The organism is Niveispirillum sp. FG148 (assembly GCF_057809655.1).
Genome location: NZ_JBMDKJ010000016.1, coordinates 90,342 through 103,027, shown reverse-complemented (window position 1 = coordinate 103,027; position 12,686 = coordinate 90,342). Strand labels below are relative to the sequence as shown.

The 12,686-nt window shown below is 64.6% G+C and carries 13 protein-coding genes; 11 read left to right on the top strand and 2 right to left on the bottom strand.

Annotation, left to right across the window (positions count from 1 at the left end):
* Window positions 1-18 precede the first annotated feature (18 nt).
* Entirely contained in the window at window positions 19-834 is an 816-nt protein-coding gene (locus ACODTW_RS17165; RefSeq protein WP_488947279.1) for an alpha/beta fold hydrolase, read from the bottom strand.
* Between the two features lie 14 nt (window positions 835-848).
* Entirely contained in the window at window positions 849-2,069 is a 1,221-nt protein-coding gene (locus ACODTW_RS17160) for an acyl-CoA dehydrogenase family protein (protein ID WP_488947278.1), read from the bottom strand.
* A gap of 330 nt (window positions 2,070-2,399) precedes the next feature.
* Here ACODTW_RS17160 and ACODTW_RS17155 point away from each other — a divergent pair, with 330 nt between their 5' ends.
* The 11 genes from ACODTW_RS17155 to ACODTW_RS17105 are packed head-to-tail and all read left to right on the top strand — an operon-like array spanning window position 2,400 to window position 12,686.
* A complete protein-coding gene (locus ACODTW_RS17155) occupies window positions 2,400-3,320 on the top strand; it encodes a VOC family protein (protein ID WP_488947277.1) in 921 nt (306 codons plus the stop codon).
* Between the two features lie 4 nt (window positions 3,321-3,324).
* Window positions 3,325-4,206: a CoA transferase subunit A gene (locus ACODTW_RS17150; protein ID WP_488947276.1), complete on the top strand. Its 882-nt coding sequence runs from the start codon at window positions 3,325-3,327 to the stop codon at window positions 4,204-4,206.
* A gap of 12 nt (window positions 4,207-4,218) precedes the next feature.
* Window positions 4,219-5,016 carry a CoA-transferase subunit beta gene (locus tag ACODTW_RS17145; RefSeq protein WP_488947275.1) on the top strand — a complete coding sequence of 266 codons (798 nt, stop codon included), beginning with the start codon at window positions 4,219-4,221 and terminating at the stop codon, window positions 5,014-5,016.
* A gap of 10 nt (window positions 5,017-5,026) precedes the next feature.
* Window positions 5,027-5,923, top strand: coding sequence for an enoyl-CoA hydratase (locus ACODTW_RS17140; protein WP_488947274.1), 897 nt, complete (start codon window positions 5,027-5,029; stop codon window positions 5,921-5,923).
* On the top strand, window positions 5,923-7,002 hold the full coding sequence (locus ACODTW_RS17135) for an NAD(P)H-dependent flavin oxidoreductase (RefSeq protein ID WP_488947273.1): 1,080 nt from the start codon (window positions 5,923-5,925) through the stop codon (window positions 7,000-7,002). The genes ACODTW_RS17140 and ACODTW_RS17135 overlap by 1 nt, the downstream gene beginning before the upstream one ends.
* Window positions 7,003-7,017: 15 nt before the next feature.
* Window positions 7,018-7,767, top strand: coding sequence for an enoyl-CoA hydratase family protein (locus ACODTW_RS17130; protein WP_488947272.1), 750 nt, complete (start codon window positions 7,018-7,020; stop codon window positions 7,765-7,767).
* Complete coding sequence (locus tag ACODTW_RS17125; RefSeq protein ID WP_488947271.1) at window positions 7,767-8,921, top strand: acyl-CoA dehydrogenase; 1,155 nt, start codon at window positions 7,767-7,769, stop codon at window positions 8,919-8,921. The genes ACODTW_RS17130 and ACODTW_RS17125 overlap by 1 nt, the downstream gene beginning before the upstream one ends.
* A 15-nt stretch (window positions 8,922-8,936) precedes the next feature.
* Window positions 8,937-9,968, top strand: a complete 1,032-nt coding sequence (locus tag ACODTW_RS17120; protein WP_488947270.1) for an acyl-CoA dehydrogenase family protein — start codon at window positions 8,937-8,939, stop codon at window positions 9,966-9,968.
* A complete protein-coding gene (locus ACODTW_RS17115; RefSeq protein ID WP_488947269.1) occupies window positions 9,961-11,112 on the top strand; it encodes an acetyl-CoA C-acetyltransferase in 1,152 nt (383 codons plus the stop codon). The genes ACODTW_RS17120 and ACODTW_RS17115 overlap by 8 nt, the downstream gene beginning before the upstream one ends.
* Before the next feature lie 21 nt (window positions 11,113-11,133).
* Window positions 11,134-11,778: a phenylacetic acid degradation protein PaaY gene (locus ACODTW_RS17110; RefSeq protein ID WP_488947268.1), complete on the top strand. Its 645-nt coding sequence runs from the start codon at window positions 11,134-11,136 to the stop codon at window positions 11,776-11,778.
* A 2-nt stretch (window positions 11,779-11,780) separates the two neighbouring features.
* Complete coding sequence (locus tag ACODTW_RS17105; protein ID WP_488947267.1) at window positions 11,781-12,686, top strand: SDR family oxidoreductase; 906 nt, start codon at window positions 11,781-11,783, stop codon at window positions 12,684-12,686.

The window sequence follows — 12,686 nt, the reverse complement described above, 5'->3', positions numbered from 1 at the left end:
CCCAGGGTTTGTTCAGCACTACCCATGAAGGAAGCTCAGCGACAGGCGGTTGAACTCGTCTGCCCGCTCCACCTGCACCCAATGTCCGACCTTGTTGAAGGTGACGACACGGACATCATCGCAGGATTCCAGGAAATAGTTGATGCCGGTCAATGGCATGAACCGTTCCGCGAAGCCCCAGAAGATCAGGATCGGCATCTCCAGTTCACCAAGGCGCGGGCGCAGGTTTGGGGTCCGCATCCGCACGATCACATCCTTGGGCTGGGTGCGGGCCACGGCGAACCGCTCCTTCACCAGTTCGTCGGTGACATGGACGGGATCATAGACAAGGTTGGTGATCAGGCGCCGCTGCTCATTCTCATTGAAGTCCGGGCCGCCGAAGGAACTCACCATGCCGGCAATGCCGGGCATTTTGAAATATTCCTCCCGCTCCTCGATGCAGCCCGGCGCCATCAGGATCAGACGATCAACGAATTCCGGATGGTCGAGCGCCATCTGGATGGCGATGCCACCGCCCAGCGAATTGCCGACCAGCGTCGCCTTCTCGACGCCATGCGCGATCAACGCCTCGTACAGCGTGTCGGTGAACAGTTGCAGCGTGTAGTCGATGCCTTCCGGCTTCGACGACGCACCATAGCCGATCAGGTCGGGAAGGATGGCACGGTAGCCGCCATCCACAAACGAGGGCGCATTCTGACGGAAGTTGGACTGTCCTGACGCCCCAGGGCCGCTGCCATGGATGAACACCACCGCAGGACCCGCCCCCATTTCGGCCACGACAATGTCGTGGCCGCCGCTGACGCGATGGGTCTTGCACAAAATCGCTTTGGCCATGCCAGTCGCCTCCATTAGAGGAACGTGAAGGCGGGCGGTTCGCCCAGCATCGTACCGATCACGTCGCTGTTGCGATTGCCGGGATCATTGGCGACGTGCGCGCGGGCCGCCAGCAGGTCCAGCCATGGTTGCAGGATGGGGCTGGACATATAGACGGCGCGGCCACCCAGCAGCTTCACCATGTCGTCGACCAGATCGGCCATGCGGCGCACGACACTGGACGACTGGTAGGCGAACAGGGCCCGTCGTTCCATGGGAACCACCTCGCCACGCTCGGCATAGCCGATCAGTTCCTCGAACGTGGCGCGCTGGGTCAACTCCATCTCGTTGACCTCCGCATGCGCACGCGCGATGGCCGCATGCAGGAACGGATCGGCCTTGGATGCCTTGCCTGTATTGGTCGACACACGGCTTTTCATGATCTCCATCGCGGCCGAAATCGCCGCACGTGCGCCACCAAAGGCCGATGTAGAAACCGACCGCATGAAAAGCTGCGCCCAGGGCATGCGATAAAGCGGCCCGTCATTCAGTACCTGGCCCGGATTCTTGCAGGCGAAACCGTCGCTGGCCTTGTGCGTGCGGTATTCAGGTACAAAAACCCGGTCCACCACGATATCGAAGCTGCCGGTGCCCTGCAGGCCGAACGTGTCCCAGGTGCCTTCAATTACCTTATAGTCGGAACCGGGCAGCAGGAAGCTCCGCATATCCGGCGGACCGCCGGTCGCGAAATTGATGGCACCCAGCAGCACCCAGCCGCAATGGGTGGACCCGGTGGAGAAACCCCAGCGGCCTGACAGATAGAAGCCACCCTCTACCGGCTCCACCTTGCCGACGGGCTGATAGGTGGAAGAAACGAGCATATCCGGCGTTTCGGCCCAGACGTCGGCCTGCGCGCGCTCATCGAAAAGGGCCAGTTCATAGGGGTGGCATCCGACCACGCCGAACATCCAGCCAGTCGACATACAACCCTCGGCCAGCGCCTTCTGCACCTCGAAGAACACATTGGGATGCATCTCGTACCCGCCCCAGCGCTTGGGCTGGAGAATGCGGAAAAAGCCGGCATCCCGCAATTCGGCGATCGTTTGCGCCGGCACATTGTGCCCCACCGTGCAATCCCTGGCCCGCCCCCGCAGGGTGGGGATCATCGCCCGTGCGCGCTCGATCAGCGCTGAGGGGGCGGGTGCCACACCCGTTTCATCATCCGCCTGCCGGATTGGTGCCGTCCTCGCGTTCATTCTACCCATCTCCAGTCTTTTCGCACATGGATGATACCGATATGCGTAGATAGATTTATTTAAAAAAACGCAAACCGTCAAGCGATGGGGGGTTGCGTTTTTTCATTCGCGCCCTTATTCCAAGTCGGAAGCGGGTTGCGATGCATCATAAATGAAATCCGAAAATATCACTGCTTTATATGCATCAATCCGTAAAAGATTGCGTGTTTGCGTAGATAGTGGAATACAATCCAACGATCAGTTCCGCCGACCCTCAGCAGCCCACCCCCTGCGGCCGCCGTCAGCCGGCACTACGGACCGATATCGTTTTCGAAGCGAGGGCATTCAGAGATGGCCGTACAGTCATTGGGCTACGTTGTGATCGAGACCCAGGATCTTGCCAAATGGCGCGACTTCGCCGTCGACGTCGTCGGGGCTATGCCGGCCGAGTCGAACCGGGAGGATGTGCTTCTGTTCCGCATCGACGACCGTGCCTTCCGGCTGTGGGTGCAGAAGGGCGAGAAGGATGCGTTCGTCGCACCGGGCTGGGAATTTGCCGGCAAGGCTGAGCTCGATGCCGCATTGGACAGGCTGCGCGCAGTGGGCCGGCCGGTGGAGATCGCCGACATTATGGAGGCGCGGGAACGGAAGGTCTATGCGCTGGCCCGGTCCAGCGACCCGGCCGGGAACCCGATGGAGCTTTATTACGGCCGCTTCTACGATTATGCGCCGTTCGTCTCCAAGGCCGGCGTCACAGGCTTCGTCACCGGAGCCAATGGCGACATGGGCCTGGGCCACATCGTCCTGACCGCGCCGAATTTTGAGGAAACGCACAGCTTCTACAAGGATGTGCTGGGCTTCGGCGACACCGACCTCGGCCGTTTCTACCTGGGCGGTGGCGGTCCGGAAGACCCGGGCGTCGGCTTCGCCTTCCTGCATGCCCGCAATGGCCGCCACCACAGTCTTGCCCTGGGCCAGTTGCCCGAAAGCCCGAACGGCGCCGTCCATATGATGCTGGAAGTGGCCGCCCTGGAGGATGTGGGCCGTGCCTATGACCGCGTGCTGAAAAGCAAGGGCAAGGTGCCGCTGTCTGCGACCCTGGGCCGTCACGTCAACGACAAGATGACGTCCTTCTACATGCAGACGCCCAGCGGCTTTGACCTGGAATATGGCTGGAACGGTCTGATCATCGACCCGGCCACCTGGGTGACCACGACCAGCCTGTCGATCAGTGACTGGGGCCACAAATGGGCCCACGAGAAGGATGACTGACACTATGCTCGACAAGCGCATGAGCGTCGACGACATCGTCGACACATTGTCCGATGGCATGACGATCGGCATCGGCGGGTGGGCGACGCGGCGCAAGCCGATGGCGCTGGTTCGCGCCATTGCCCGATCACGCCTGAAGGATCTTACCCTGGTCTCCGGCTATGGTGGGCCGGAGGTTGGCCTGCTGGCCGCCACGAGCAAAATCCGCAAGCTGGTCTTCGCCTTCGTCAGCCTGGATCATTATCCGCTGGAACCGCATTTCCGCACCGCGCGCCAGGCCGGCGCCTTTGAGGTGCTGGAACTGGATGAGGGCATGTTCCACTGGGGCCTGCGGGCTGCCGCGATGAAACTGCCCTTCCTGCCCACGCGCATCGGCATCGGCACCGACATCATCACCCAGCCGGGCTTCAAACTGGTGAAAAGCCCGTATGAGGATGGCGAGGAACTGGTGGCCATGCCGGCGATCAAGCTGGACGTGGCGCTGATCCACGCGCACCGGTCGGATGAACGCGGCAACCTGCTGACGCTCAGCCCCGATCCGTTCTTCGATGAACTCTATGTGCGTGCTGCCGACAGGGCCTATGCCACGGTGGAGAAGATCGTGCCGACCGCCGAACTCGACATGGCGGCCAACAGCCGGTTCAATCTGGTTGAACGCGCCCGGATAACGGGCGTGGCCGAGACGCCGTTCGGTGCGCACCCGACCAGTGCCGCGCCGGATTACCAGCTCGATCTTAAGCACATCAAAACCTATGTCGAGAGTGCGACCTCGCCCGAGGCCTGGGCCGCCTACAAAGCCGCCTTTGTGGATGTGGACGAGAACGCCTACCTCGCCACCATCGGGGGTCCCGCGACGCTGACCGCCCTTCCCAAGCCGGTTTATTGAGGAGCGAGAGACATGACCGACAGCCTCTATTCGCTCGCCGAACTGATGATCGTGGCCGCTGCCGAGGCGTGGCGTGACAGTGGTGAGATCATGGCGACCGGGATCGGCCCCCTGCCCCGCATCGGCGCCGGCCTTGCCAAGAAGACCTTCAGCCCCGCCATCCAGACCACCGATGGTGAGGTGTGGTACACGACCGAGCCGCTGGGTCCGGGCAAGCCGACGTCACCGCCGGAACTGGAAGGCCTGTCCCATTACGATCGGGTGTTCTCCACCCTGTGGGGCGGCAAGCGCCACGCGATGGTCGGCCCCGTCCAGATCGACCGCTACGGCCAGGCCAATATCAGCGTCATCGGCGACCATAAGAAGCCAAAATCGGCGATGCTGGGCGCGCGTGGCTTTCCCGGCAACTCGATCAGCCATCCCAACAGTTTCTTCTTCACCAGCCACAACAAGCGGGCCTTTGTAGAAGGAGAGGTCGATTTCGTCTGCATGGCGGGCTTCAACCCCAAGCGCTACTTGAATGGCAAGCAGCCTGCGGGGCTGGACCTGCGCATCATCGTCACCAACCTCTGCGTGATGGATTTCGAGGGGCCGGACCACGCGATCCGCGTCAAGTCGCTGCATCCCGGCGTCACGTTCGAGGAAGTGCAGGACAATACCGGCTTCCCCCTGGCCCGGTCGACGGGCGACATCCCGGTTACCCCGGCACCAACGGCCGAACAACTGGCTCTGATCGCCAAGCTTGATCCGAACGGGGTACGGCACACGGCCCTGAAAGACAACCCGCCGGGCGACCGCCGCGCCGCATGAGGGGGACGCCATGAACGATCTGGTTGAGCCGAAGAAGGTGGAGATCGTCTACGAAACGATTGAGCCCGTCCGGTACGAAGTGGATGGCGCGGTCGCACATATCATCATGAACCGCCCGACCTATAACAACGCCCAGAACAGCCAGATGACCTATGCGCTGGATGCGGCGTTCCGGCGGGCGGTGGATGACGACGCCATCCGCGTCATCGTCCTGCGCGGGGAAGGCAAGCATTTCTCCGCCGGGCACGATATCGGCACGCCGGGCCGCGATGTCACCGCATCGTGGCAGCGGCAAATGCTGGTGCCCGACCATACCAACAAGCCGGCGGCGGAGTTCCTTTATACCCGCGAGCATGAGGTCTATATCGGCATGTGCCGCCGCTGGCGCGACATCCCGAAGCCGACCATCGCCGCGGTGCAGGGCGCCTGCGTGGCTGGCGGCCTTATGCTGGCCTGGGTCTGCGACATCATTGTCGCCACCGAGGATGCCTTTTTCCAGGACCCGGTGAACCGCATGGGCATTCCGGGCGTTGAATATTTCGCGCACGGTTTCGAGTTGCCGCCCCGCATCGCGAAGGAATTCATCCTACTGGGAGAACGGATGCCGGCGCAGCGCGCCTATGATTTCGGCATGGTCAACCGGCTGTCCACCCGAGAGAATCTGCTGGCCGATGTGAAGAAGATCGCCGACGAGTTGGCGACGCGGTCGCGCCTGGGCAACTGGCTGACCAAGCAGGCGCTGAACCATGTGGAGGATCTGCGCGGCAAGCGTACCGCCACCGACGCGCATTTCCATATGCATCACTTCGCCCACGCGCAAAGCGATCTGGTGTCGCAGAACAGCCTGGGTGGCATGGATGCCAAATCCATGGCCGCCGCCAATAAAAAGCAGGCGGGGGATCAGTGATGGGCGAGCCGCTGCACACGATCCTGGTCAGCCGCCTGGGCTGCCGCTGGCCGATCATCCAGACGGCCATGGGCTGGGTCGCGGAACCCAGCCTGGTGATCGGCAGCAGCAACGCCGGCGCGTTCGGGTTTCTGGGTGCGGCGGTGATGACCCCGGATGAGGCGCGGGAAAAGCTTCTGGCGGTGCGTCGCGGCACCGACCGCCCCTTCGGCGTGAATTTCCACAGCTTCCAGCCGGGCGCCGACCGCATTGTCGATCTGATTATCGCCAACCGGAAACAGGTTCGTGCCGTTTCCTTCGGCCGCGGGCCGGACGCCAAGATGATCGGCCGCTTCAAGGATGCCGGCATCCTGTGCGTGCCGACCGTCGGTGCCGTCAAGCACGCCCAGAAGATGGAGCAGCTTGGCGTCGACATGGTGAATGTGCAGGGCGGCGAAGGCGGCGGGCATACGGGTTCGGTGCCCACGACCGTGCTGCTGCCGCAGGTGCTGGACGCGGTGAAGGTTCCGGTCATCGCCAGCGGCGGCTTTGCCGACGGGCGCGGGCTGGTGGCGGCACTGGCCTATGGCGCGGTCGGCATCGCCATGGGCACCCGCTTCCTGCTGACCCGGGAAAGCCCGGTCCCCGACAGCGCCAAGGCCGGCTATCTGGCGGCCACCACCGACGGTATCGTCGTCACTACCAAGCTGGACGGCATTCCGCAACGCATGGTGCGCACCAAGCTGATGGACCGGATCGAACGGTCCGGCCGCATCGGCATGTGGCTGCGCGCGCTGGAAGCCGGGCGCCAGATGAAGGCGCAGACCGGTGCCTCCTGGCTGGACATGCTGAGATCGGCCCGTGCCATGACGGCCCACGGCGCCATGCCGCTGCAACAGGCGATGATGGCCGCGACCATGCCCATGCTGATCCAGAAGGCGGTGGTCGAAGGCGACATCGAACGCGGCGTGATGGCAACGGGCGTGGTGGGCGGCCGCATCAGCGAGGTACCCACCTGCCAGGACCTGATCGACCGCATCGTTGCGGAGGCCCATGACCGCCTGGCGGCACTCGCCGCGCTGGGCCGCGAAACCGCCTGAAAGGAGCAGTCTGCCGTGCCCATCACGCTCAGCATCCGCAACAGAATCGCCGAAATCCTGTTCGACCACCCGCCGGTCAACGCCTTTGACACCAAGGGCTGGGAATCGATCCCGGCCCTGGTCAATCAGGCGTCGGTCAACGAAGATGTCCGCTGCGTGCTGATCCGCGCCAAGGGACGCGGATTTTGCGGTGGCGTCGATATCAAGGAGATGGCGGCCCATCCCGAACGCATCGCCAAGCTGAACCGCGATAATTACCTGACCTTCAAGGCCATCCGCGACTGCGCCGTGCCCGTGGTCGGCGCGCTGCACGGATTCGTGATCGGTGGCGGGGTCAACATTGCCGGCGCCTGCGACGCGCTGATCGCGGCCGAGGGCGCCTATTTCTCCCTGCCGGAGATTGATCGCGGTGCCATGGGCGGGGCGGCGTTCATGTCCCGCATGTTGCCGATCCAGATGGTCCGGGCCAATTTCTTCACCGGCGGCCGTATCCCCGTGGAGGATGCCCACCGCCATGGCTCCGTTCACAAGATCGTGCCGCTGGACCGGCTGGAGGAAGAGGCGTTCGCTTTCTGCGAGATCATCGCCGCGAAAAGCCGTACCGCGCTGGTCATCGCCAAGCAGGCGCTGAACCTGATCGAGCCGACGAACCCGTCCGACAATTACCGCATCGAACAGGGCTTCACGCTCGAAATGTACATGCATGAAGACAGCCAGAAGGCGCGCGACGCCTTCGCAGAGCGCAAAGGCACGGCGGTGTTCTGATGGACCTGACCTACACGACCGAACAGCAATCCTTCCGCGCCGAGGTGCGTGCCTGGCTGGAAGCGCATGTGCCGGCCCAGCCGCTGGAGCATTTCGATGCGACCCGTGCGGGCTTCGAGGCGCACCGCGCCTGGGAACGCACGCTGAAATCCGGCGATTGGGGCATGGTGACCTGGCCACGGGAATATGGGGGCCGTGGCCTTGACCTGATCCAGTGGCTGATCTTCGAGGAGGAATATTACCGGGCCGGCGCGCCGGGCCGCGTGAACCAGAACGGCATCTTCCTGCTGGGCCCCACGCTGATCGAATTCGGCACGCATGAACAGCGACAGCGCTTTCTGCCGCCCATGGCCTCGGGCGAGGAAATCTGGGCGCAAGCCTGGTCGGAGCCGCAGGCCGGCAGCGATCTGGCCGGCGTGCGCGCCACGGCGGTGCGCGATGGCGACAACTATGTCCTGAACGGCCACAAGATCTGGTCCAGCCGCGCCGTGTTCGCCGACTGGGCGTTCGGTCTGTTCCGGGAACCGGGCAGCGAGCGGCACAAGGGCCTGAGCCTGATCTTCTTCCCGCTGAAAGCGCCCGGCGTCACCGTCAACGCGATCCGTAAGATCAACGGCCATGTCGGTTTCGCCGAGATATTCCTGGAAGATGTGCGGGTGCCGGTATTCAACCGTCTGGGTGAGGAAGGCCAGGGCTGGCACATCTGCATGGCCACCGCCGGGTTCGAACGGGGCCTGATGCTGCGGTCGCCCGCGCGCTATCAGGTGGCGGCCGCCAAACTGGCCGATCTGTGGAAGGCGCACCGTGACAGCGCCGATCCGGCCCTGGAGGCCGATGTCGTCCGCGCGCACATGAATGCGGAAGCCTACGCGCTGAACATCTACCAGACCGCCTCGCGCCTGATGGCCGGGGCCGGGATCGGGCCGGAGGCCAGCACGAACAAGATCTTCTGGTCGGAGCTGGACATCCATCTGCACCGTACGGCGCTGGCCATCCTGGGACCGCTGGCCGAACTGATGCCGGACGCGCCAGATGCCAGCCCCGGTGACTGGCTGGACGATTACATCTTCGCGCTGGCCGGTCCGATCTATGCCGGGTCGAACGAGATCCAGCGCAACATCATCGCCGAGCGCATGCTCGGCCTGCCGCGCTGAGGGGGGGACGCAGCCATGGATTTCACCCTCTCCCAAGAACAGACGATGTTCGTGGAAACGGCGCGCACCCTGTTCACCGACACCTGCACGCCCGACCATTGGCGCCGGATGATGGAGACCGGCACGTCCCGTCAGGACGCGCGCTGGCAGGCGATTGTGGAAACCGGCCTGACGCTGATCCTGCTGCCGGAAAGTGCTGGCGGCATCGGCCTGACGGAGGTGGATTTCGCCCTGATCGCGCGGGAGGCGGGCTATGTCGCCCTGCCCGATCCGCTGGTCGAAAGCGCGGGCATCGCCACCCCCATGCTGGCCGCACTGGCACCGGACAGCGACATCCTGGCCGATCCCGGCGCCAGCATCGCCATCGCGCACCCACTCAACCCGTTCATTGCCAATGCCGACACGGCCGCCGCCTTGCTGCTACACCAAGACGGGCAGGCCTTTCTGGCCACGCCCGATCAGGTGACGCTGGTCGCCGAACCCAGCATCGACCCGTTTCGCCGCCTGTTCCGCGTCGATTGGGACCCAGCACGGGTCCAGGCGCTGGGGCCCGCCGACTGGGATCTGGCGCTGGATCGCGGGGCCCTGTTCGCGGCGGCCCAAGGTTTGGGGTTGGCCCAGCGCGCCGTTGACATGGCCGTCGCCTATGCCAAGGACCGGCAGCAGTTCGGCAAGCCCATCGGCTCCTATCAGGCGGTGAAGCACCACCTTGCCTCGGCCCAGGTCGCCATCGAATTCGCCCGCCCCGTCGTACTGGCCGCCGCCGCCGATATCGGCCACCGCGACGCCCAGGCCCGCGCCCGCGTCAGCCACGCCAAGATCGTGGCGCTGGAAGCCGCCGATCAGGCCGCCCGCGCCGCCATCCAGGTGCATGGCGCCATGGGCTATAGCTGGGAGGTCGATGTGCATCTGCTGCTGAAACGTACGCTGGCCCTGACGCAGAGCTGGGGCACGCCCGCCTTCCACCGCGCCCGCGTCACCCACCGGCTGTTCAATCAGCCGACCGGCCCCGACCAGACCTTCGCCCGCGAGATAGAAAATGCCTGAAGCCTATATCATCGACGCCGTCCGCACCCCCGTCGGCCGCAAGAAGGGCAGTCTGGCGGCCATGCATCCGGCAGACCTCGGTGCGCATCCGATCAAGGCGCTGCTGGCCCGCACCGGCATCGATCCCCTGACCGTCGATGACGTGGTCTGGGGCTGCACGGAAACCATCGGCGGACAGGCCGGCGATATCGGCCGCACCGCCTGGCTGGTCGCGGGATTGCCGGAGGAGGTGCCCGGCGTCACCATCGACCGCCAGTGCGGTTCCTCCCAGCAGGCCGTGCATTTCGCGGCCCAGGGGGTGATGAGCGGCACGCAGGATCTGGTCATCGCCGGCGGCAGCCAGGCGATGAACCGCATTCCCATCATGGCGGCGATGAGTGCCGGCAAGGAATATGGCTTCGACAGCCCCTTCCTGACCTCCCCCGGCTGGCTGGCCCGCTATGGCACTGAAACCGTGGACCAGATCAAGTCGGCGGAGATGATCGCAGCCAAGTGGGGCATCAGCCGGCGGGCGATGGAGGAATTCGCGCTTGTCTCCCACTGCCGCGCGCAGGCGGCCATCGACGCCGGCTGGTTCCGCAACGAGATCGCGCCGGTCGGCGACTTCGCCGTCGATGAGACGGTGCGCCCCACCTCCACCCTGGAAGGGCTGGCGGCGCTGAAGACCGTGAACGAGGGAGGGATCATCACCGCCGGCATCGCCAGCCAGAATTGCGACGCCGCCGCAGCATTGCTGATCGCCAGCGAAAGGGCCGTGAAGGAATATGGGCTGAAGCCCCGCGCACGTATCCATCACCTGTCGGTGCGCGGCGACAATCCGGTCTGGATGCTGACCGGTCCGATCCCGGCCACCCGCTACGCGCTGGCCAAGGCGGGGATGAGCATCGATGACATCGACCTGTTCGAATGCAACGAGGCCTTCGCCTCCATTCCCATGGCCTGGATGAAGGAACTGGGCATCCCGCACGAGAAGGTGAATGTCCAGGGCGGTGCCATCGCGCTGGGCCATCCCATCGGCGCCACCGGCGCGCGCCTGATGACGACGCTGCTGGGCGCGCTGGAGCGAACGGGCGGGCGCTATGGCCTGCAGACCATGTGCGAGGGCGGCGGTCAGGCCAACGTCACCATCATTGAACGCCTTTGAATTTAAGGGAGCAGCCACGCCATGCCCTGTTATGCCTATCAGGGGATCGTCCCGGTCGTTGATCCGACCAGCTACGTCCATCCGTTGGCGTCGCTGATCGGCGATGTGATCGTGGGGCCGGGCTGCTTCATCGCGCCAGGCGCGTCCCTGCGCGGTGATTTCGGCCGGATCGTGGTGGAAGGCGATGCCAGCATCCAGGACAGCGTCACCGTCCACGCCAATACCCTGCGCGACACCATCATCCGGCGCGGGGCTACCATCGCGCATGGCGCCATCATCCATGGCTGCGAGATTGGCGAGAATACGCTGGTCGGCATGAATGCCGTGGTGCTGGACGATGCCGTGATCGGGCCGGAAAATCTGATCGCCGCCCTGTCGCTGGTGAAATCGGACATGGTGACCGCGCCGCGCAGCCTGGTGGCCGGCAACCCGGCCCGGATCGTACGCAGCTTTGAGCCGCATCAGATCACCTGGCGCAATGATGGAACCGGGGAATACCAGCGCCTGACGCGGGAGGCACTGACCGATTTCATCGAAACGGCACCGCTTCCCGCACCGGAGGCCGACCGCCCCCGCCCGAAATCCGACGCCATCGCCGTTCGCCTGCGCGGCCCCGCCGCTGCCGAGCGCGAACGCCGGGCGCAAGCCAATCATCAAGGGAGCTGAACGTGGGTATCTGTGAAGGACGGGTGGTAATCGTGACCGGTGCCGGAAATGGTCTGGGCAAGGCCTATGCCCTGGCGCTGGCGGCCGAGGGCGCCAAGGTCGTCGTCAACGACCTGGGTGTGGGCACCCATGGCGAGGCCGGGGCCACCAAGGGCGCCGCCGAACAGGTGGTGGACCAGATCCGGGCCATGGGGGGCGCAGCCGTCGCCAATACCGATGACGTCGCCGACTGGGATGCCGGCAAACGCATGGTCGATGCCGCGATCAGCCATTTTGGCCGGCTGGACGCCGTGGTCAACAATGCCGGCTTCGTGCGCGACCGCATGTTCTTTACCTGCACCCCGGAAGAATGGGACGCCGTGCTGCGCGTGCATCTGCGCGGCCATTTCTGCACCACGCGCCATGCCTGCGATTACTGGCGCGCGCAGCATAAGGCCGGCCATCCCGTCAATGCCCGCATCATCAACACCACCAGCGGTGCCGGGCTTCAGGGGTCGGTGGGCCAGTCGGCCTATTCAACGGCCAAGGGCGGCATCGCCACCCTGACGCTGGTTCAGGCCGCCGAACTGGCGCGCTATGGCGTCACGGCCAATGCGCTGGCCCCCAACGCCCGCACCCGGATGACCAGCACCGGCGCCTTCAACATGGCGGCAAAGGAAGGGGAGTTCGACGTCTATGCGCCGGAGAACATGGCCCCGCTGGTCTGCTATCTGGTGTCCGAAGAGTCCAAGGGCGTGACCGGTCAGGTCTTCGAACTGAAGGGCGGCACGCTATTCCTGTCCCAGGGCTGGACCGACAGTCAGGCCTTCGAGAAGGGCGCCCGCTTCGACGCGGGCGAGATGGACGGCATCGTCCGCAAGCTGATCGCAACCCGTGAACCGGCCAAGCCGGTCTATGGAGCATCCTGA

Coding starts and splice junctions, on each gene's coding strand:
- ACODTW_RS17165 (WP_488947279.1), bottom strand. CDS start 834: ATGGCCAAAGCGATTTTGTGCAAGACCCATCGCGTCAGCGGCGGCCAC.
- ACODTW_RS17160 (WP_488947278.1), bottom strand. CDS start 2,069: ATGAACGCGAGGACGGCACCAATCCGGCAGGCGGATGATGAAACGGGT.
- ACODTW_RS17155 (WP_488947277.1), top strand. CDS start 2,400: ATGGCCGTACAGTCATTGGGCTACGTTGTGATCGAGACCCAGGATCTT.
- ACODTW_RS17150 (WP_488947276.1), top strand. CDS start 3,325: ATGCTCGACAAGCGCATGAGCGTCGACGACATCGTCGACACATTGTCC.
- ACODTW_RS17145 (WP_488947275.1), top strand. CDS start 4,219: ATGACCGACAGCCTCTATTCGCTCGCCGAACTGATGATCGTGGCCGCT.
- ACODTW_RS17140 (WP_488947274.1), top strand. CDS start 5,027: ATGAACGATCTGGTTGAGCCGAAGAAGGTGGAGATCGTCTACGAAACG.
- ACODTW_RS17135 (WP_488947273.1), top strand. CDS start 5,923: ATGGGCGAGCCGCTGCACACGATCCTGGTCAGCCGCCTGGGCTGCCGC.
- ACODTW_RS17125 (WP_488947271.1), top strand. CDS start 7,767: ATGGACCTGACCTACACGACCGAACAGCAATCCTTCCGCGCCGAGGTG.
- ACODTW_RS17120 (WP_488947270.1), top strand. CDS start 8,937: ATGGATTTCACCCTCTCCCAAGAACAGACGATGTTCGTGGAAACGGCG.
- ACODTW_RS17115 (WP_488947269.1), top strand. CDS start 9,961: ATGCCTGAAGCCTATATCATCGACGCCGTCCGCACCCCCGTCGGCCGC.
- ACODTW_RS17110 (WP_488947268.1), top strand. CDS start 11,134: ATGCCCTGTTATGCCTATCAGGGGATCGTCCCGGTCGTTGATCCGACC.